Below are 17,885 nucleotides of genomic sequence, written 5' to 3' on the forward strand. Positions count from 1 at the left end.
TCAGGCCCGTCCCTTCCTGGCATTGAGCGTCACCAGCGCCTGCCGGAAGCGGCGCGCCGGCAGTTCGGCGAAAGCTTTGATCTTGAAAAAGCGCAGCAGGGCCTCGCGCTCGCCGCCGACCTCGTCGACCAGGGCGAGCAGCTCCCGAGTCTGCTGGCGGGTGATGGTCTCGCCCACCCCTGCGGCCTTGCCATCATCGTCATCGGCTGCAGCCAGACCAAGCGCTGCCTTTAGCGTCATCCGCTGCAGATAGGTCAGGGTCGATCCGATCGCCTGAAGCGCGTTCTTCTCGCCGCTGTGATCGGCGCCGGCTGAGAGGCTGTTCTCCTCGCTATGACCGTCGCGGTGCGAGATCACGCAAGTGATGCTCACCCTCTCGCCGTCACTGTTCGAACGGAAGCGGTAAGCCAGCCTGTGGCGCGCCAGGATGGGCACGATCGTGCGGGCGATCTCGGCGATATCTTCGTGGCGATAATGCTTTGCGCCTATACTGGCGATTTGCGTCTTTGCGATCACCGGGAGCTCGGCTTTGGCGGCCGTGAGGGCTGCCTCGAAGGCGCGGCGTGCTTCCTCTGCGCGGCTCCGCTCGTGCAGGCCGATCAGCTGAGACAGCACATGTTCATCCGCGCCGCGATCGAGCGCGGAACTCAATAGGCTCAACGGGGTGATCGTGGGGGCAGGGCGCAGCTCCGTGAGCCGCGCGCTCGCCGAGGAGCGCCGATGGCGCAAGGTGCTGGTCATCGTCCGGTCCTTCTGGTGAGAGAGACGGGTGACGCGGGACGACCTCGGCGAAACCGCCAGTCCCGATAGGCTTGAGCGAGCTCAGCTGGGCTCAGCTGAGGCGGCGAGGGCGGATGCGCCTCGTCAGGCAATGCGGGCGAGGGCACGATGAGGGGATGAGGCAAAGAGCGATGCATGGCAGACCCCTCACTGAAGCCGACAAGGGCCGAGCGCGGTCGAGGCCACCTCGTGCGGTAAGCTGATCTCCCCGACGACGATGTGGTCGCGCAGTTGCCCGTCGCGCTCTTGCGGCATAAGGGCCCGCAATCGTTGAAGCGCTGCCAGTTCGGCTCTGGCCTCATCCCAGCCGCGCTTGAGCGACTGAGAGAGAAGTTCGCGTCGCTCGGCGCCGTCTTGCGTTGCGCCAAGCTGCGCCCCGGCCCGGCGCATGGCGTAGCGCAGGATGCCAGGCTTGTAGAAAATGAGCTTCCGCTTGAACTCCAGGATCAGGGTCATCATCGTTCTCCAGCGACGAAAATCGTCGGTGAAGGACGGTTCCCTTCCTATGGCGGCTCCAGTCAACTGGAAAGGTCGGCGCTCGACGAAAAGCGTTGATCAGGCTATGCCGTCTTCATGATCACGCCAGCCCAATGTCGCGCCGCCCGCGCGCTCCTCGACTGGAGCCAGCAGGACCTCGCCAAGGCCGCTCATCTCGGCCTCTCAACCATTCGTGACTTCGAAAAGGGAAGGCGCGTGCCGACACACAACAACCTGCGAGGCATTAGACTCGCGGTGGAGGAGGCGGGTGTCGAGATCGGGGCTGAGAGGTCAAGCGTTGGCTTCATTGCGAGTTTTGATGCGCGTCAGCGGCTAAAGCAGCAGCGCTTCTTTGATGTCGTATCTGGTCGAGCGGTGTGTTAGCTCCCAAATTCGCCTGCCACGCGCAAAAGATACTGGCCATAGTCGCTCTTGGCGAGCTTTTCGCCGAGCGTTGTCAACTCCGCGGCCAGGATCCAGCCCTGTCGTGCCGCAATCTCTTCAGGGCAGGCGATGCGCAGGCCCTGGCGGCTTTCCAGCGTGCGGACGAACTCGCCTGCTTCCAGCAAGCTGTCAGGCGTGCCTGTATCGAGCCAAGCGAAGCCTCGGCCCATCGATACTACAGAGAGCTGGCCGCGCTCCAAATAGATCCGGTTGACGTCGGTGATCTCCAGCTCGCCGCGGGCCGAGGGCTTCAGCGAGCGGGCGATCTCGACCACCTCCGCATCGTAGAAGTAGAGGCCCGTGACCGCCCAGTTCGACTTCGGGACCTTCGGCTTCTCCTCGATCGAGATCGCCTTGCCCGACTGGTCGAACGCAACGACGCCGTACCGCTCGGGGTCGCGGACATGATAAGCGAAGACGGTCGCGCCGGTCGTCCGGGCCGTGGCACGGGCCATTATCCCCGGCAGGTTGTGGCCGTAATAGAGATTATCGCCGAGGATCAGGGAGGAAGGCTTGCCCGCGACGAAATCGGCGCCGATCTGATAGGCCTGCGCCAGCCCGCCCGGATTCGGCTGTTCAGCATAGCTCAGGCTCATGCCCCAATCGGAGCCGTCGCCGAGCAGGCGCTTGAAATGCGGCAGGTCATGTGGCGTCGAGATGATCAGCACCTCGCGGATGCCGGCGAGCATCAGCGTCGAGAGCGGGTAGTAGATCATCGGCTTGTCGTAGACAGGCAGGAGCTGCTTCGACATCGCCAGCGTCATCGGGTGCAGCCGGGTGCCGGAACCGCCGGCCAGGATGATGCCCTTCATCGTTACCTCTGGTCCTTGGCCTGATCTTTGAGAAGTCGTGCGACGCAAGGCCGGAGCGAGCTTTGCCATTCCGGCAGCCGCACCTCATGGGCGAGCGCGAGCTTGCTGCAATCGAGCCGGGAATTGGCGGGCCGGCGGGCCGGCGTCGGGTAATCGGCCGTGGCGATGCGCTTGACCCGGACCGGATTGCCGCCCTGCCGTTCGCGTTCGGCGAAGATCGCCTCGGCGACATCGGCCCAGACGGCCTCGCCCGCCGCGCTCATGTGGAACACGCCGCGCAGGTTCGCATCATCCGCCCGTGCGGTCAGGTTGCGTGCGACGGTGAAGATCGCATCGGCGATGTCGAGTGCGCTGGTCGGGCAACCCGCCTGGTCGGCGACGACGCCGACCTCTTCGCGCGTCTCGGCCAGGTGCAGCATCGTCTTGACGAAGTTCTTGCCGAACGGGCTGTAGATCCAGGCCGTGCGCAGGATGGCATGGTTGTCGGTCGCAGCCGCGACGGCCTGTTCGCCGGCGAGCTTGCTCGCGCCATAGGCCGAGATCGGGCCGGTCGCGTCATCTTCGCGATAGGGCCGGTCGAGCACGCCATCGAAGACATAGTCGGTTGAGAGCTGGATCATCGGAATGCCCAGCGCCGCCGCGGCCCGTGCCGCTTCGCCGGCGGCCTCGCCATTGACGCGCATGGCAAGCTCAGGCTCGCTCTCGGCCTGGTCCACTGCAGTATAGGCGGCGGTGTTGACGATCACGTCGGGCCTCGCCGAACGCAGGGCCGGCGCGACCGTCTTCGGAACGGCGAGGTCGAGGTCCGGGCGGCGCAGCGCGATGACTTCGACGCCGACGGGCACGCGCTCCAGCATGGCGCAGACGACTTGGCCGGTCCAACCGGTGACGGCGATGCGAAGGGTCATCAGTCGAAATAGCGCAGCATCTCGGCGAGGCGCGGATGCTTGCGGTCCTTGTCTGAGAGGGTGAGGGCGGAGAGCGGCAGGCGCCAGTCGATACCGAGCGCCGGGTCGTCGAAGGCGAGCCCGTGGTCGTTCTGGGGCGCGTAAGGAGCGGTGACCTTGTAGATCACCTCGGTGTCCGGTTCGAGCGTGACGAATCCATGGGCGAAGCCGATCGGAACCAGCAGTTGCCGCCAGTTCTCGGCCGAAAGCTCGACCGCTACATGCTGGCCGAAGGTCGGGGACGAGGTGCGGATATCGACGGCGACATCGAGGATGCGGCCGCGCGTCACCCGCACCAGCTTGTCCTGCGCGAAAGGCGGCGACTGGAAATGCAGGCCGCGCAGCGTGCCGACGGGCGCCGATAGAGACTGGTTGTCCTGAACGAAATCGAGATCGAGCCTGGCGTCGGTGAAGGCCTTGCGGCTCCAGGTTTCCGAGAAGAAGCCGCGGTGGTCGCCGAATTTCTTCGGCGTGACGATCTTGACCGCGGGGATCGCCGTTTCCTCGAAGCTCAGCATGCTCAACTCTCCGATCAGGCCGCGCCGAGGCGTTCGCCGCGATAGACGCCGGACCGGATATTGCCCCACCAGGTCGGGTTGGCGAGATACCATTCGACGGTGCGGCGCAAGCCCGTCTCGAAGGTCTCCTTCGGCGCCCAGCCGAGTTCGCTGCCGATCTTGCCGGCATCGATCGCATAGCGTGCGTCATGGCCGGGCCGGTCGGTGACATAGCTGATCAGGCGCTCGCGCGAGCCTTGTGGATCGGGTCGGAGCTCATCGAGCAGGGTACAGATGGCTTTCACCACCTCGATATTGGTCTTCTCGTTATGGCCGCCGATATTGTAGCTCTCGCCCAGCTTGCCGGTGGTCGCGACGGTCAATAGCGCATCGGCATGGTCGTCGACATAGAGCCAGTCGCGAACATTGAGCCCGTTGCCATAGACCGGCAGAGGCTTGCCCTCGAGCGCATTGATGATCATCAGCGGGATCAGCTTCTCCGGGAAGTGATAGGGACCGTAATTGTTCGAGCAATTGGTCATCACCACCGGCAGGCCATAAGTGTGGTGCCAGGCCCGTACGAGATGGTCGGATGCTGCCTTGGAGGCCGAGTAAGGCGAATTCGGCTGATAGGCCGTGTCCTCGCGGAAGAAGCCGTCGCTACCCAGCGAGCCGAAGACCTCGTCGGTCGAGATATGGTGGAAGCGGAAGCGCGCTTTGCGATCCTCCGGCAGGGCCCGGAAATGGCGCAGCGCCTCCTGCAGCAGCGTGAAACTGCCGACGATATTGGTCTCGATGAAGGCGGCGGGGCCGTCGATCGAGCGGTCGACATGGCTCTCCGCGGCGAGATGCATCACGATATCAGGCTGGAAATCGGCGAAGATCGCCTTCATTCGCTCGCCATCGCCGATATCAGCCTGCTCGAAGCGGTAGCGGTTGCTGCGGGAGACCGGCGCCAGCGAGGCGAGATTGCCCGCATAGGTCAGCTTGTCGACTACGCAGACCTCATGCTCCGTCTCGCCGATCAGCTTGCGCACCACGGCCGAGCCGATGAAGCCGGCGCCGCCGGTCACAAGAAATCTCAGGGACATCCGAAGCAATCCTGAAGCGGGGCAGGGTGGAGACTGGGGTGGGAAGCGAGCAAGGCGAGCAATCCTCCACGAACGGCAGCGCGAAGGCTCGGATCGCTCAACATCACTATCGGCGTCAACTTGTTTCCCTTGTTTACCTTACGATGCCCGCCACCGAGCATTGCCGCATGACAGCAGAACGACCGAACCGGGCAGGATAAAGGCCGATCGTTTCTACAAGCCATGATGGTGCTCAGGCGCGTTCGAGCGCGACCGCAATGCCCTGGCCGACGCCGATGCACATCGTCGCCAGCGCGCGCTTCTTGCCGGTGAGCGAGAGTTCGAGCGCGGCGGTACCGGTGATGCGGGCGCCGGACATGCCGAGCGGGTGGCCGAGCGCGATCGCGCCACCATTCGGGTTCACATGCGCGCCGTCCTCGGCGATGCCGAGCTCGCGCAGCACCGCGATGCCCTGGCTGGCGAAGGCCTCGTTCAGCTCGACAATGTCGAAATCGCTGGGCTTGAGGCCGAGGCGCTCGCAGAGCTTGCGCGTCGCTGGGGTCGGCCCGAGGCCCATGACGCGCGGCGCGATGCCGCCGGTCGCGCCGCCGAGCACGCGCGCGATCGGCGTCAGCCCGTATTTCGCTGCGGCCTTCTCGGAGGCGATGATCAGCGCCGCTGCGCCATCGTTGACGCCGGACGCGTTGCCGGCGGTCACGGTGCCGCCTTCCTTGCGGAACGGCGTGCCGAGCTTGGCGAGCTTCTCCAAGGTGGTGTCGCCGCGCGGATGCTCGTCAATCTCGACGCGGATCGGATCACCCTTGCGCTGCGGGATCAGGATGGGAACGATTTCCTTGCCGAGCCGGCCGTTCTGCTGGGCGGCGGCGGCCTTCAATTGCGAGCGCAGTGCGAAGGCATCCTGGTCGGCGCGGCTGATATGGCGATCGGCGGCGACGTTCTCGCCGGTCTCCGGCATGGAATCGATGCCGTACTGCGCCTTCATCAGCGGGTTGACGAAGCGCCAGCCGATCGTGGTGTCGTGGATTTCGGCATGGCGGGAGAAGGCGCTGTCGGCCTTGGGCACGACGAAGGGCGCGCGCGACATGCTCTCGACGCCGCCGGCGATCATCAGCTCGGCCTCACCCGCCTTGATGGCGCGGGCGGCGGCGATGACCGCATCCATACCGGAGCCGCAGAGCCGGTTGATCGTCGTGCCCGGCACCTCCTTCGGCAGGCCGGCAAGCAGTAGCGACATGCGCGCGACATTGCGGTTGTCCTCGCCCGCCTGGTTGGCACAGCCGAAGATCACGTCGTCCACGGCGCCGAAATCCACGCCGGGGTTGCGCTCGACCAGCGCCTTCAGCGGCACGGCACCGAGATCATCCGCGCGGACGGAGGAGAGCGAGCCGCCGAAGCGCCCGATCGGCGTGCGGACATAGGCGCAGATGAAGGCTTCGGTCATGTCGTTTGAGTCCTGTCTCGAAGGCGGTGCTGATCGGCTCAGATACGATAGAATTCCCGATACCAGGCGACGAAGCGAGCAATTCCTGTCTCGATCGGCGTATCCGGCCGGAAATCGACGCGCGCGGCGAGAGCCGCCACGTCGGCATAGGTCGCCTGGACGTCGCCGGGCTGTGTGGGCAGGTGCCGCTTGATCGCCTTGCAGCCGCAGGCGGCCTCGATCGTTGCGATGAAATGGTCAAGGCGCATCGGCGTGTGGTTGCCGATATTGTAGAGGCGCCAGGGCGCGGCAGCCGTGGCAGGGTCCGCCCCGGCGACGCCGGCATTCGGGTTCGCCTGTGGCGGCAGGCCCGCCAGCCGCACGATCGCTTCGCGGATATCGTCGACATAGGTGAAGTCGCGGCTCATCGCGGCTTCGTCATAGACGTCGATGGGCCGGCCTTCGAGGATCGCCTTGGTGAACTTGAAATAGGCCATGTCCGGCCTGCCCCAGGGGCCATAGACCGTGAAGAAGCGCAGGCCCGTCGCCGGGATGCCGTAGAGATGGGCATAGGAATGCGCCATCAACTCGTTGGCGCGCTTGGTCGCCGCGTAGAGCGAGATCGGGTGATCGGCGCCGTCATGTTCGCTGAACGGTACCTTAGCATTGGCGCCGTAGACGGAGCTCGACGAAGCATAGACCAGATGGTCGACGGGGTTGTGCCGGCAGGCTTCGAGCATCGACAGGAAGCCGTCGAGATTGGAGGCGGCGTAGGCGCGCGGGTTCTCGAGCGAGTAGCGCACGCCGGCCTGCGCCGCGAGATGGATCACCACCTGGGGCCGGAAGGCGGCAAATGCGGCGAGCACGGCATCATAATCGGCGATGTCGATCCGCTCGAAGGAGAAGCCGTTGCGGGTAAGGAGCCGATCGAGCCGAGCCTGCTTGAGGGCGGGATCGTAATAGGGTGTGAGGTTGTCGATGCCGAGAACTTCGATGCCCTTGTCGAGCAGGGCCTGCGCGACATGGAAGCCGACAAAGCCGGCCGCTCCGGTCAGCAATACGCGTTCGAACGAAGGGGCTTGGTCCAACTGGTCTTCCCGGTAGAGTGCTTGCGGGCGCATCGCGCCGCTTATTGTACGATGTGTCTTCGCCGGCTGTTCCGGCCGACGCGGCGATCCTAGCGTGTCTGCTCTGCCGCGAAGGCAAGATTTTCGGCGAGCAGCGCTTCGGCCGCTTCCGGCGTCGGTGCCTCGACATAAACGCGCAGCTCCGGAGCATTGCCGGATGCGCGGAAATGCACCGTCGCCCCGTTGCCCAGGGTCAAGCGCAGGCCGTCCCGGCGGTCGCGCGCCGCGACTGCGCCATGGGCCGCGAAAGCCGCGTCGCGAAAGCCGGAATCCTCGGTATCGAGCCGGGCGATCAGGGCGGCCGTCCTGTCCTGCGGGACCTCCTGCAGGCGGTTCGACAGCGCGATGGCGAAGCGGGCTTCCGCCGCGATGGCGCTCAAGGGCTTTTGCGCGGCGCGTGCCAGCGCCAGCGTCGCCACGATCGGCAGCATGGCGTCGCGCGTCGGCAGGGCGGGGAGGACCCGGCCGTGCTGCGCGACATCCGAGCCCAGCAGGACGCCGCCATTCGCCTCGAAACCGATGACGATACGGGCGCCTTCCGTCTTGGCCTGCTCCATGCCGGCGATGACATAGGGCGAGCCGACGCGCGTGCGCAGGACCGTCGTGAAGGATCCGGGGCGGTCGAGCGCCGAGTTCGAGGTCACCGGCGTCACGATCGCATCGGCGCCAAGGAAGCGCGCGGTCAGAGCGCCGACGAGGTCGCCGCGGAGGAAGCGGCCGGTTTCATCGGCGACCAGCGGCCGGTCCGCGTCTCCATCGGTCGAGACGATCGCGTCGAGCTTTTGCGCGCCGGCCCAGCGCCGCGCCAGGTCCTCGTCCTCCGGGCGGAGCGCCTCGGTATCGACCGGGATGAAGGCATCGCTGCGGCCCAGCGGAACCGGCCTGGCGCCAAGCGCCTCCAGCGCGTCGCAGATGATGTCGCGGCCGACGGAGGAGTGCTGGTAGACGCCGACGACGAGCCCTTCCAGCGCACGTCCGAAGAACTCCACGTAGCGGGCGCCGTAGCCGGCGGCGACATCGCGCTGCTGCGGCGCAACTGCGATTCTGGGCATGGCCGTCAGCGCGAGCCTGCCATGATGGGCGAGAATGCGGGCTTCGTCGGCTTTGTCGATCTCGCCCTGGGAACGATAGAACTTCAGGCCGTTCCGGTCGTCCGTGATATGGCTCCCCGTCACCATGACGGCCGGGCTGCCTGCGGTCATGGCGGCCAGAGCCAGGGCCGGTGTCGGCACGGCGCCGCAGTCGACGGATACGAGCCCGGCATCGGTGATCGCTTGGGCGCATTGCGCCGCGATGAGCGGGCTGGAGGCGCGCAGATCGCGCCCGATCAGCACTTCGCCTTGTGGTCCGGCCGCCTTGTCCTCCTGCAGCGTGGCGCAGAAGGCACGGACATGGGCGTAGCTCGGCAGGCCGGCTAGCTGCGTCACGAGGCCGCGCAGGCCGGAGGTTCCGAATTTTAGGTTAGTCATAGCGACAAATTTGGAAAGAGATAGTGTATGTCTGTGACAAGATAGCCCGGCTGTATCCTGCTGTCACGACGTTTGCTGGCGCGATCTCCTAAGCTCGCGTAGCCGAGTTGCTCAACATTCTCTTGTTATTCGAGCCTGCTAGAAAGACCGCGCCATCTAGAATCTCGCTGTTGCGCTGTGTGATCCAAGCACTAGGTGCGTTGCGTTCCATAAGGCGGCAATTGAGCTTTGCTCTTGACCTGAGACCCTTTTCTCCTCCGGTCTGAGGGAGAGTCCTGAGTTTCATTGTGATCTGAGACCATTTGCTGGACCGCCGGAGGCTGGAGTTTCCGGCCTTCGATCACGGCGGTAGGCTGGGCGCTCCGCCGGGATTTTGTAGCAGGATCGGGGGCTTGTTGCCGATGGCCCCGTGTGGCCGATCCTCGTTGTAGTATTTGACCCAAGCCTCCATCTTTTCGGCCGCATCCGCAAGGGTCAGGAACCAGTGCGTGTTCAGGCACTCGCTGCGGAAGCGTCCGTTGAACGCCTCGATGAAGGCGTTGTCGGTCGGTTTCCCCGGGCGGGAGAAGTCCAGTGTGACGCCCTTGGCATAGGCTCACAGGTCGAGGTCGCGGCTGACGAACTCGGACCCCTGATCGACCCGGATCGTCTTCGGATAGCCCAGTTTCGCGCAGACCCTCTCCAGCGTGGCGACGACATCCTCGGCCCGGTAGCTGAAGCGGGGATCGACAGTCGGTGAGAAGCGCGAGAAGGTGTCGACCACCGTCAGCACTCGGATTTTGCGGCCTGTCGCCAGTTGGTCATGGACAAAATCCATTGCCCAGACATCGTTCGGCCGCGTCGCCGGCGCACGGTCCTCGCGCAGCTTCGCTTTGACCCGGCGCTTGGGCGTCTTGTTCCTGAGCTGCAAGCCTAACTCATTGTAGATCCTTGGAATCCGCTTCTGATTGACATGCCAGCCCTCGCGTCGCAGCAGCACGTCGACACGACGGTAGCCATAACGGACGCGGGTCTCGCAGATCGCCTTGATCCGGGCGGCCAAGGGGGCCTGGTCGGGCCGGCACGATTTGTAGTGGTGTCGAACTCCAGGACCGCACAGGCCCGCCGGATCGACACCTGCCACTCACCACAGATCAGGCCGACGAGCTCGCGCTTGCGACCAGGCCTCAGAGCTTTCGGCGGATGACGTCCTGAAGCATCTCGCGGTCCAGCGCGAGATCGGCGACGAGCTTGCGCAGCTTCGCGTTCTCGTCCTCCAGCTGCTTCAACCGGCGCATCTCGGCGGGCAGCAGCCCCTCGTACTTCTTCTTCCAGTTGAACCGAAGGCCCGCGAAGCGAAATAGGTCGCCTGGCTGATTCCGGCCCGCCGGCAGACCTCCGCCACCGGAATCCCGTCCGCGCCCTGCTTCAGGATGAACGCCTTCTGGGCGGCCGAGAACTTCGAATCTTTCATCGTCTTGCGCTCCTCCCAGCCCAAGGGAAACGACGCGGAAAACTCTAACCCAAAGCGATCCAGTTTTAAGGGCTCAGATCACTCCGGGCAAAAGCAGAGCGCTCCATCGGCGTTCTCTAGGACGCCGTCGGCAGCATCGTCCATCTTTTCTCGGCAAACGAATGCGCCAGCTTCTGCAAAGCCGCAGGATATGACCCAGATTAAACCGGCGTCACTCTAGCAGCTGGTCTCGGGTCACCTTTAGCGGGTTGTGGAACAAACGGCGCCGACGAAGCCAGTTGCCTCATTTTTCCAGATTATAATATCCCTTCGCCCTCGACAGTCCGCTTCGATCAGATTCCTCGGATCAGCCCGCCGTCGATCCGGATTTTCGCTCCGGTTACGTAGCTCGCCCGTTCGCTGGCGAGGAAGGTGACGACATCGGCGAACTCCTGTGGCTTGCCGTAGCGGCCGGCCGGAATCGCCGCCATCGAGGCCTTCGCCACTGCCTCGCGGGTGCCGCCGCTGCGGCCGGCGGCCGCATCGTCGAGCTGGTCGACGCGCTCGGTATGGATGCGGCCCGGCAGCACGACATTCACCGTCACCCCGCTGCCGGCAACCTCGGAAGCCAGCGTCTTCGACCAGCCGATGACCGCGGCGCGGATGCCGTTGGACAGGGCGAGCCGCGGAATCGGCTGCTCGACGCCGGAGGAGGCGATGGTGACGATGCGGCCGAAGCCACGCTCCGTCATGCCGGGCAGCAGGCGCTGCGCCAGGTGGAAGAGATTGGCCGCCATCCCCTCGAAATGCCTGAGCCAGTCGTCGCGCCTGGTGTCGCGTGCCTCACCGGGCGGCGGGCCGCCGGAATTTCCGATCAGGATGTCGACGCCGCCTTCCGCGATCAGCTTGTCCGCGAGCGCATCGACCGAGGCGAGATCGGCAAGGTCGAGCCTGGCGGCGCTGGCGCGACCGTGCTGGTCCGCCGGCAGGCCGGCGATCCAGCTTTCCGTGACATCGGTGCTGCGCGCCGCGGCGATGACGATCGCGCCCTCCGCGATGAGCGTCTGCGCGATCGCCGCGCCGAGCCCGCGGCTGGCGCCCAGCACGAGGGCGCGCTTTCCGGAAAGTCCGAGGTCCATCAGCCGATCTCCTTCAGGCGCCGCTCCTGCCGCGCGATGAGCCGTTCGATATCGGCGATATCCGTCTTGGACAACGCTCCGCCGGGCTTGCGCAGCGTGGCCGAGGCGATCGCGCCACGCTTCGCCAGCGTATATTTGCGGATGGCAAGGCCAAGGCCGGGCTGCTGCTCGTAGCGCGCAAGCGGCAGATAGGCGTCGAACAGATCATGCGCCCGCTCGACTTGGCCCGCCGCATGCGCCTTCCAGACATCGACCATCATCTCGGGATAGGCGAATCCGGTCATGGCGCCATCGGCTCCGCGGGAGAGTTCCTCCGGCAGGAACATGCCGCCATTGCCGACGAGGATCGAGACACGCCGGCCGCCCTGGTCGCTCGCTGCACGCAGCGCCGAGATCTTGGCGAGACCCGGCCAGTCCTCGTGCTTGAGCATGACGCAGGACGGGTGGGCGGCGACGATCTTCAGGATCACGGCAGCCGAAATCTGCACCTGCGTCACCAGCGGGAAATCCTGAAGGACGAACGGTGTCTTCGCGCCCAGCGTCTCCGCCACCGTGGCGTAATAGGAGAGGATCTGATCGTCGGTCCGCAGATTGGAGGGCGGTGCGACCATGACGCCGGCAGCGCCGTCCCCCATCACGCTCTCGCTGAGTTCGGCCATCGCAGCGAAGCCGGAGGCCGAGACGCCGGCGACGACCGGCACGCGGCCATCCACCCGCTTCAGCACCCGGCGCACGAAGATGCGGGATTCCTCGGCAGTCAGCTTCGGCGCTTCGCCCATCATGCCGAGCACGGTAAGTCCGGTCGCCCCCTTGTCGAGGTAGAAATCGACCATGCGGTCGATGCTGTCGAGATCGAGAGCGCCGGCTTCGGTGAAGGGCGTCACCGTGATGACGTAGACGCCCTCTGCGGTTTCATCGAGCAGAGCCATGATGGTCCTCAATTGCTGGTGGAAGAGGGCAGGGCTTGCCCGGATGAAGGGGTTCTTGTCAGGTTGGCGTGTCCTGCGTCCGGCGGTTCCGTTCGCATGTCTGCATTCTCGTGCGGTGCGGATTCCGTCGGCGCAAACAGGGCTGGCAATGCGATCGAAGGCGGGGTTGCGAAGATACCTTGTCGCAAATGCTATTCAGTCTTATTCGCGATAGATGGCCTCAATGTCCGGTGAGGGGACGTCCGCCCCAGCCCAACCGGACCCGCCCGAGGGCCATGGTCACCGCGGCCTGCGTCGGCTCGACGACGGGCACGCCGAGTTCGCGCTCCAGCGGCTCGCGGAAGCGCGCCATCCCGGCGCAACCCATCACCAGCACGTCGGCATGGTGCGTATCGCGCAAGGTTTTGCCGACGGCGATCATCCGGCCGAGCGTGAGGTCGTCATCGGCCATTTCGGCGATGGTGAGATTGACCGGCAGGTCGCCGGCGCAGCGGCCCACCACGCCTATCGCGCCGAGATAGCGCAGATGGCGCGGGATCGAGTTCTGCAGCATGGCGACGATGCCGAAGCGCTGGCCGAGCGTCAGCGCCATCAGCACGCCGCATTCGGCGATGCCCAGCACCGGCTTCGTGCTCTGCTCGCGCAGGGCATGCATGCCGGGATCGGAGAAGCAGGCGACGACGAAGGCCGCGGCCTCGCCTTCAAGGCCCGCGGCGCGTTTCAGCAAGGCGGGGATCAGCCCGTCGACATCGCGCTGCGACTGGATGCCGGGTGGCCCGTCGGCCAGCGTCAGGCATTCGATCGCCGGACCGTCCGCCATGCGCAGTGGCGCGACGGCGGCGTCGATCTCGCGGGTCACGCGCTCGGTCGAATTGGGGTTGATGACGTAGATCGTGCCGCTCACGACACCTCTCCTTTGGGAATGGGGGCTCGTTCGCGCTGGCGCCAGCCGTCCAGCGTTCGGCGCGGCTCCTGGAAGCGGTCGCCCAGGCCGAGATACCAGTCGGCACCGTGCAGGCGGCCCACGAGGTCGAGCTTGTCGATATCGACATGCAGCCGCTCGTCGACGATGTCGTCGCGGATATGGAGATGGACGATCTCGCCGACGACGAGATTGCGATGCCGCGTGCCGAGCGAGAGCGAGACCGTCTCGCGGCATTCGAGCTGGACCGGGGAGGCCGCGAGCCGTGGTGCCGCGACCTTGGCGCCAGCGGCGGTGTCGAGCCCGGCGGCCGCGATCTCGTCGATTTCGGACGGGAAGTCGATGGCGCAGACCTGCATCGCCGCGACCATCGTCCGGTCGACGAGATTGACGACGAAGCTGCCGGTCTCGCGGATGTTGCGCATCGTGTCCTTCAGGGGCGTCGCGCCGCCGCGGCCCTCGATGCCGAGCACGACCAGCGGCGGCGCATGGCTGAACACGTTGAAGAAGCTGAAGGGCGCGGCATTGGCGCGGCCCTTCTCGTCAATCGTGGTGACCAGCGCGATCGGCCGCGGCAGCACGGTATTGACGAGCAGCTTGTAGAGATCGCGCTCCCCGAGATCGCTTGCCGCCCAATCCATCGTTTCAACCCAGTTGCGCGTCGAGCAGGCGCACCGTCTCGGCCAGCACGCGAGCGCCGTCACCCGCCTGGTCGGGCGTGGTCGATTCCTCCGGCGCATGGCTGCGCCCTTCGAGGCAAGGCACGAAGATCATGCCGACCGGGCCGATATGGGCGATGTGGACGCCGTCATGGCCGGCGCCGCTTGGCAGGTCGCGCGTGGCGAGCCCGAGCGAGGCCGAGGCATTGGCGATGGCAGAGCGAACTTGCCGAGCACAGGCCGTCGGCGCGACATGGCTGATCGGCTCGACCGCGATGGTGAGGCGAAGCTCTTCGAGGGCAGGGCGCAGGTCGCGCACCAGCGCCTCGCCGAAGGCCTTCACCGCTGCCTCATTGCCGGAGCGGACTTCGAGCGTCAGCACGGCCTCGCCCGGCACTGCGTTCGAGGCGTTGGGGCTGACCTCGATGCGCCCGAAGGTGGCGACCAGCGGCTGGTTGTCCCGCGCCGTCGCCAGCGCGCGCTTGTAGGCGGCTTCGATCAGCTTCGCCGCGCCGACCAGAGCATCGGCCCGGAGCGGCATCGGCGTCGCGCCGGCATGGTCGGCCCGGCCGGTGACGATGATGCGCTCGCGGCGGATGCCGACGATATCGGTGACGATGCCGATCGGGATGCGCTCGTTCTCCAGCACGCGCCCCTGCTCGATATGAACCTCGACATAAGCCGCAATGCCGTCTGCCGGCCGCTTGACGGAGGCCAGTTCCGCCGGCCGCCCGCCGACGAAACCGATGCCTTCGCGCAAGGTCATGCCGTCCGGGCGGGTCATTGCCAGATGCTCTTCGCTCAGCGTGCCGGCGAGCGCGCGGCTGCCGATACAGGAGAGGCCGAACTCGCTCGGCTCCTCCGCGAGGAAGTCGACGACCTCCAGCGTATGGCGCAGGCGGTCGCCGCGCTCGCTGAAGCTCTGCACGACTTCCAGCGCGGCGAGCACGCCGAGAATGCCGTCATAGCGCCCGCCCGAGGGCACCGTGTCGGAATGCGAACCGATCAGGATCGGCTTCAGGCTCGGATCGGCGCCGGCAAGCCGGCCGATCAGGTTGCCGGCGGCATCGAGTTCCGTCTCCAGCCCGGCCTCGCGGAACTCCGCTGCCAGCCATGCCCGCCCTTCGAGGAAACGCGGCGTGAAGGAGCGGCGCGTCCATGGGCGCTCCGGGTCGGTGATTTCGGAGAGTGCTTCGATGCGGCGCCAGAGCCGGTCCTGATCGATCGACATGCTGATCACGCCGCCGGGCGCAGGAAGCGGCCGTCGCCGGCCTTGTTGCGGATCTCCTTGCCGTCCCAGGCGATCTGGCCGCGCACATAGGTGGCGGCGACGCGGACGCGGAATTCGCGACCCTCCATCGAGCTCCACTTCACGGCCGACAGGCTCTTGCTGGGATCGTGGATGAAGCGGCCGGGCTCAAGCACCGTGATGTCGGCATCGGCGCCGGCTTCAAGCCGCCCCTTGTCGGCGAGCAGGAAGGCCTTGGCCGGCCCCTCGCAGAGCTGCTTCACGACGATGGTCGGCGACAGGCCGTGCTCCTCGCAGCCGGTCCACAGCGCCGGCAGCAGGGTCTCGATGCCCGGCCCGCCTGAGGTGTTCTTGAAGATCATCGGATCGCCCTTTTTCTCCAGCCCCCAGGAGACATGGTCCGACGAGATGAAGTCGCAATGGCCGGCGGCGAGATGGCTCCAGAGCAGGTCGCTCTCGGCCTTCGGGCGGATCGGCGGGTAATGCTTGATCTTGGCGCCGAAGCGCGGGCCGTGCTCCTCGGCATTGAGCATGAAATACTGCACGCAGCTCTCGACCGTCGCCTTGTATCCGGCGCGCTTGTACATGTTGCAGATCTCGAAGCCGCGCGAGGTCGAGACATGGACGGCATGGGCGCGAGCCCCGGTCTCGGCGCCGATCTCGTAGATGCGGGCGGTGGCGAGGTTCTCGACCAGCGGCGTATGGGCGCGCAGGAAGGCGTCGGGGCCAGTATCGCCGGCTTCGATCAGCCTGGCGATGTTGCGCCGGGTCATTTCCTGGTCCTGGTTATGGACGCCGCAGAGCAGGCCGGTCGGCTCGATCAGCTTGAAAGCCTCGTAGAGCGTATCGTCGCCGATGCGGGGAAAGCGCGTCGGGTTGGCCTCGAAGGTGGAGAACTTGAAGGCGCAGGCGCCGGCCTCGACGAGGCCCGGAATGGCATGCAGCCCGTTCTCGATGGTGATCGTGGCATAGAGCGCGACGTCGACATGGGCATCGCGCTCGACCACCGCGACCTTCTCGTTGAAGAGTTTTGCGCTGGTGACCGGCTCCGGCTCGTCATAGGGCATGTCGACCATCACGGTGACGCCGCCGGCCGCGGCCGCCCGCGAGCACATGCCGATGCCCTCGTGATTGGCCTGGCTGCCGGAATGGACCTGTCCGTCGATGACGCCCGGCATGATCCACTGACCGCGGAAATCCTGCGTCTCGCGGGCCGAGGGTGGCGTACCGGACCCGACCTTGCCGATCTTGCCGCCGCTGACGGCGACATAGCCGTCTTCGATGATCCGGTCGGACAGCACGATATTGCCGCGGAGGACGAGATCGAAATCGCTCATTGTGGGGTATCCGGTTGGTCTGCAGGATCGGGGAAAATGTGCTCAGCCTTCACGGCCGAGCGCGTAGTCGGTGAAGCTCATGCCGAGTGCCTTCTCGACGATCGGATAGACGCTGGGATCGGTCACGCTGGAGCTCAGCGGGATCTTGCTCTTGGGCACGCGCAGCACCGAGAGCTCCATGCCCTCGCGGACATGGCCGGCGCTGACCGGCTGGCCGTCATTGTCCAGCGTGGTGATCACGTCGGGGAAGCAGGCGTGGCGGGCGCGGTCGAGATCGGTCACGGCCATGTATTCGTTCATGACATGGATGACGCGGGCGGCAGCCCCGGTCCCGACCTGGATCGTGCCGATGTCGAAGGCCTCGTTGGTGTAGCGCACGTCCTTCTTCGCGACGATGCCGCGCGCGATGATCGAGCCGCCGGTCTCGTCGCAGATCGCGTCGATCACGGCGCTGCCGCCCCTCGGCCTCGCGGCGATGATGCGCTCGCCCAGCGCCAGCGCCAGCGAAATGCCGCCCAGCGCCGCGTTCTTGCGGACATAGGCCGCCGAAACCGGGTTGCGGCAGGAGGCGATGAAGCCGCCCGACATGTCGGAAGCGGTGCGCAGGATCGGCGAGACCTTGGCCGTCGCGCCGCGCGTGACCAGCTCGATATACTGGTTCTTGGCGCGGTTGCCGCCGACCGCCACCTGGATCGTCGCCTCAGGGCTGTTGGCGAGGCCGATCGAGCCCATGTCGCCGGTGGGATGGGCGCGGATATCGCCGACGGCATCCACGACCTTCACTCCGAGGATGGCGCTCGGTAGCCAGGCGTTCAGCGTGCTCGACATGCCGTTCTGGCCGATGATCAGGCCGTAGATCGGTTTGCCCAGCGCTTCCTGCAGGAGCTGCACCGCCTTGACGTAGTCGATGCCCCACATCTCCCACTCGGTCGTGCCGCCGGGCGCGCCGATGGCGGCGGCGGTGGCGATGATCGCGTCGTCGGGAATCTCGTCCATCGTGACGAGCTCGGGCCTGCCGGTATTGACCGCGGCGGTGCCCAGCATGCGGCCATGATCGGCCCAGCCGCCGCCGCCCGCTGCGAAGACGGATCCGCCGGCAACAGCGGCCTCGACGTCCCCGATGGTCAGAAAGCGCCTCATCGGCCCGCCTCGTC

17 protein-coding genes and 2 pseudogenes are annotated in these 17,885 nt (G+C 66.1%); 2 read left to right on the forward strand and 17 right to left on the reverse strand.

Annotation, left to right across the window (positions count from 1 at the left end; genetic code table 11):
• Window positions 1–741 carry an ERF family protein gene (locus J0I42_RS09240; protein WP_291654532.1) on the reverse strand — a complete coding sequence of 247 codons (741 nt, stop codon included), beginning with the start codon at window positions 739–741 and terminating at the stop codon, window positions 1–3.
• A gap of 186 nt (window positions 742–927) precedes the next feature.
• Window positions 928–1,236, reverse strand: coding sequence for a hypothetical protein (locus J0I42_RS09245; RefSeq protein WP_291654533.1), 309 nt, complete (start codon window positions 1,234–1,236; stop codon window positions 928–930).
• Window positions 1,237–1,353: 117 nt separating this feature from the next.
• Here J0I42_RS09245 and J0I42_RS09250 point away from each other — a divergent pair, with 117 nt between their 5' ends.
• Window positions 1,354–1,641, forward strand: a complete 288-nt coding sequence (locus tag J0I42_RS09250; RefSeq protein ID WP_291654534.1) for a helix-turn-helix domain-containing protein — start codon at window positions 1,354–1,356, stop codon at window positions 1,639–1,641.
• On the opposite strand, the gene rfbA is transcribed toward J0I42_RS09250, so the two are convergent.
• The 8 genes and pseudogenes from rfbA to J0I42_RS09290 all read right to left on the reverse strand — a co-directional run bounded on the left by rfbA (window position 1,638) and on the right by J0I42_RS09290 (window position 10,517).
• Window positions 1,638–2,513: a glucose-1-phosphate thymidylyltransferase RfbA gene (rfbA, locus tag J0I42_RS09255; RefSeq protein WP_291654535.1), complete on the reverse strand. Its 876-nt coding sequence runs from the start codon at window positions 2,511–2,513 to the stop codon at window positions 1,638–1,640. The genes J0I42_RS09250 and rfbA overlap by 4 nt on opposite strands.
• A gap of 2 nt (window positions 2,514–2,515) precedes the next feature.
• Window positions 2,516–3,421, reverse strand: a complete 906-nt coding sequence (gene rfbD / locus J0I42_RS09260) for a dTDP-4-dehydrorhamnose reductase (RefSeq protein ID WP_291654536.1) — start codon at window positions 3,419–3,421, stop codon at window positions 2,516–2,518.
• Window positions 3,421–3,978: a dTDP-4-dehydrorhamnose 3,5-epimerase gene (gene rfbC, locus J0I42_RS09265; protein WP_291654537.1), complete on the reverse strand. Its 558-nt coding sequence runs from the start codon at window positions 3,976–3,978 to the stop codon at window positions 3,421–3,423. The genes rfbD and rfbC overlap by 1 nt, the downstream gene beginning before the upstream one ends.
• A gap of 14 nt (window positions 3,979–3,992) precedes the next feature.
• Window positions 3,993–5,048: a dTDP-glucose 4,6-dehydratase gene (gene rfbB, locus J0I42_RS09270; protein ID WP_291654538.1), complete on the reverse strand. Its 1,056-nt coding sequence runs from the start codon at window positions 5,046–5,048 to the stop codon at window positions 3,993–3,995.
• A 232-nt stretch (window positions 5,049–5,280) separates the two neighbouring features.
• A complete protein-coding gene (gene pcaF / locus J0I42_RS09275; RefSeq protein ID WP_291654539.1) occupies window positions 5,281–6,489 on the reverse strand; it encodes a 3-oxoadipyl-CoA thiolase in 1,209 nt (402 codons plus the stop codon).
• Window positions 6,490–6,527: 38 nt separating this feature from the next.
• Window positions 6,528–7,556, reverse strand: a complete 1,029-nt coding sequence (locus J0I42_RS09280; RefSeq protein WP_465247665.1) for an NAD-dependent epimerase — start codon at window positions 7,554–7,556, stop codon at window positions 6,528–6,530.
• 89 nt (window positions 7,557–7,645) lie between these two features.
• Entirely contained in the window at window positions 7,646–9,064 is a 1,419-nt protein-coding gene (locus J0I42_RS09285) for a phosphomannomutase (RefSeq protein ID WP_291654541.1), read from the reverse strand.
• A 340-nt stretch (window positions 9,065–9,404) separates the two neighbouring features.
• Window positions 9,405–10,517, reverse strand: a pseudogene (locus J0I42_RS09290) (IS3 family transposase).
• A gap of 81 nt (window positions 10,518–10,598) precedes the next feature.
• Here J0I42_RS09290 and J0I42_RS09295 point away from each other — a divergent pair.
• Window positions 10,599–10,721 (forward strand): annotated as a pseudogene (locus tag J0I42_RS09295) (IS630 family transposase); the annotation flags it as partial.
• Between the two features lie 128 nt (window positions 10,722–10,849).
• On the opposite strand, the gene J0I42_RS09300 reads toward J0I42_RS09295, so the two are convergent.
• The 7 genes from J0I42_RS09300 to J0I42_RS09330 form a co-directional block, all read right to left on the reverse strand.
• Window positions 10,850–11,635 carry an SDR family oxidoreductase gene (locus J0I42_RS09300; RefSeq protein WP_291654542.1) on the reverse strand — a complete coding sequence of 262 codons (786 nt, stop codon included), beginning with the start codon at window positions 11,633–11,635 and terminating at the stop codon, window positions 10,850–10,852.
• Window positions 11,635–12,564 carry a dihydrodipicolinate synthase family protein gene (locus J0I42_RS09305; RefSeq protein WP_291654543.1) on the reverse strand — a complete coding sequence of 310 codons (930 nt, stop codon included), beginning with the start codon at window positions 12,562–12,564 and terminating at the stop codon, window positions 11,635–11,637. Before J0I42_RS09305 ends, J0I42_RS09300 begins: the two co-directional genes overlap by 1 nt.
• 220 nt (window positions 12,565–12,784) lie before the next feature.
• Window positions 12,785–13,468: an aspartate/glutamate racemase family protein gene (locus J0I42_RS09310; RefSeq protein ID WP_291654544.1), complete on the reverse strand. Its 684-nt coding sequence runs from the start codon at window positions 13,466–13,468 to the stop codon at window positions 12,785–12,787.
• Window positions 13,465–14,127: a flavin reductase family protein gene (locus tag J0I42_RS09315; protein ID WP_291654545.1), complete on the reverse strand. Its 663-nt coding sequence runs from the start codon at window positions 14,125–14,127 to the stop codon at window positions 13,465–13,467. Before J0I42_RS09315 ends, J0I42_RS09310 begins: the two co-directional genes overlap by 4 nt.
• 4 nt (window positions 14,128–14,131) lie before the next feature.
• Window positions 14,132–15,376 (reverse strand): Zn-dependent hydrolase, encoded by a 1,245-nt coding sequence (locus J0I42_RS09320; RefSeq protein ID WP_291654546.1) that lies wholly within the window; start codon window positions 15,374–15,376, stop codon window positions 14,132–14,134.
• A 5-nt stretch (window positions 15,377–15,381) separates the two neighbouring features.
• A complete protein-coding gene (locus tag J0I42_RS09325) occupies window positions 15,382–16,731 on the reverse strand; it encodes a dihydroorotase (RefSeq protein ID WP_291654547.1) in 1,350 nt (449 codons plus the stop codon).
• 42 nt (window positions 16,732–16,773) lie between these two features.
• Window positions 16,774–17,871 carry a DUF917 domain-containing protein gene (locus J0I42_RS09330; protein ID WP_291654548.1) on the reverse strand — a complete coding sequence of 366 codons (1,098 nt, stop codon included), beginning with the start codon at window positions 17,869–17,871 and terminating at the stop codon, window positions 16,774–16,776.
• Window positions 17,872–17,885: the final 14 nt, after the last annotated feature.

It is taken from the genome of Allobosea sp. (genome assembly GCF_017308015.1).
Taxonomy (GTDB): Bacteria; Pseudomonadota; Alphaproteobacteria; order Rhizobiales; family Beijerinckiaceae; genus Allobosea.

Bases quoted from the DNA above. Each gene is read 5' to 3' on its own strand.
- pcaF (WP_291654539.1), bottom strand. From the start codon at position 6,489: ATGACCGAAGCCTTCATCTGCGCCTATGTCCGCACGCCGATCGGGCGC.
- J0I42_RS09285 (WP_291654541.1), bottom strand. From the start codon at position 9,064: ATGACTAACCTAAAATTCGGAACCTCCGGCCTGCGCGGCCTCGTGACG.
- J0I42_RS09315 (WP_291654545.1), bottom strand. From the start codon at position 14,127: ATGGATTGGGCGGCAAGCGATCTCGGGGAGCGCGATCTCTACAAGCTG.
- J0I42_RS09325 (WP_291654547.1), bottom strand. From the start codon at position 16,731: ATGAGCGATTTCGATCTCGTCCTCCGCGGCAATATCGTGCTGTCCGAC.
- rfbD (WP_291654536.1), bottom strand. From the start codon at position 3,421: ATGACCCTTCGCATCGCCGTCACCGGTTGGACCGGCCAAGTCGTCTGC.
- J0I42_RS09240 (WP_291654532.1), bottom strand. From the start codon at position 741: ATGACCAGCACCTTGCGCCATCGGCGCTCCTCGGCGAGCGCGCGGCTC.
- J0I42_RS09250 (WP_291654534.1), top strand. From the start codon at position 1,354: ATGATCACGCCAGCCCAATGTCGCGCCGCCCGCGCGCTCCTCGACTGG.
- rfbC (WP_291654537.1), bottom strand. From the start codon at position 3,978: ATGCTGAGCTTCGAGGAAACGGCGATCCCCGCGGTCAAGATCGTCACG.
- J0I42_RS09300 (WP_291654542.1), bottom strand. From the start codon at position 11,635: ATGGACCTCGGACTTTCCGGAAAGCGCGCCCTCGTGCTGGGCGCCAGC.
- J0I42_RS09305 (WP_291654543.1), bottom strand. From the start codon at position 12,564: ATGGCTCTGCTCGATGAAACCGCAGAGGGCGTCTACGTCATCACGGTG.
- J0I42_RS09320 (WP_291654546.1), bottom strand. From the start codon at position 15,376: ATGTCGATCGATCAGGACCGGCTCTGGCGCCGCATCGAAGCACTCTCC.
- J0I42_RS09245 (WP_291654533.1), bottom strand. From the start codon at position 1,236: ATGACCCTGATCCTGGAGTTCAAGCGGAAGCTCATTTTCTACAAGCCT.
- rfbB (WP_291654538.1), bottom strand. From the start codon at position 5,048: ATGTCCCTGAGATTTCTTGTGACCGGCGGCGCCGGCTTCATCGGCTCG.
- J0I42_RS09330 (WP_291654548.1), bottom strand. From the start codon at position 17,871: ATGAGGCGCTTTCTGACCATCGGGGACGTCGAGGCCGCTGTTGCCGGC.
- rfbA (WP_291654535.1), bottom strand. From the start codon at position 2,513: ATGAAGGGCATCATCCTGGCCGGCGGTTCCGGCACCCGGCTGCACCCG.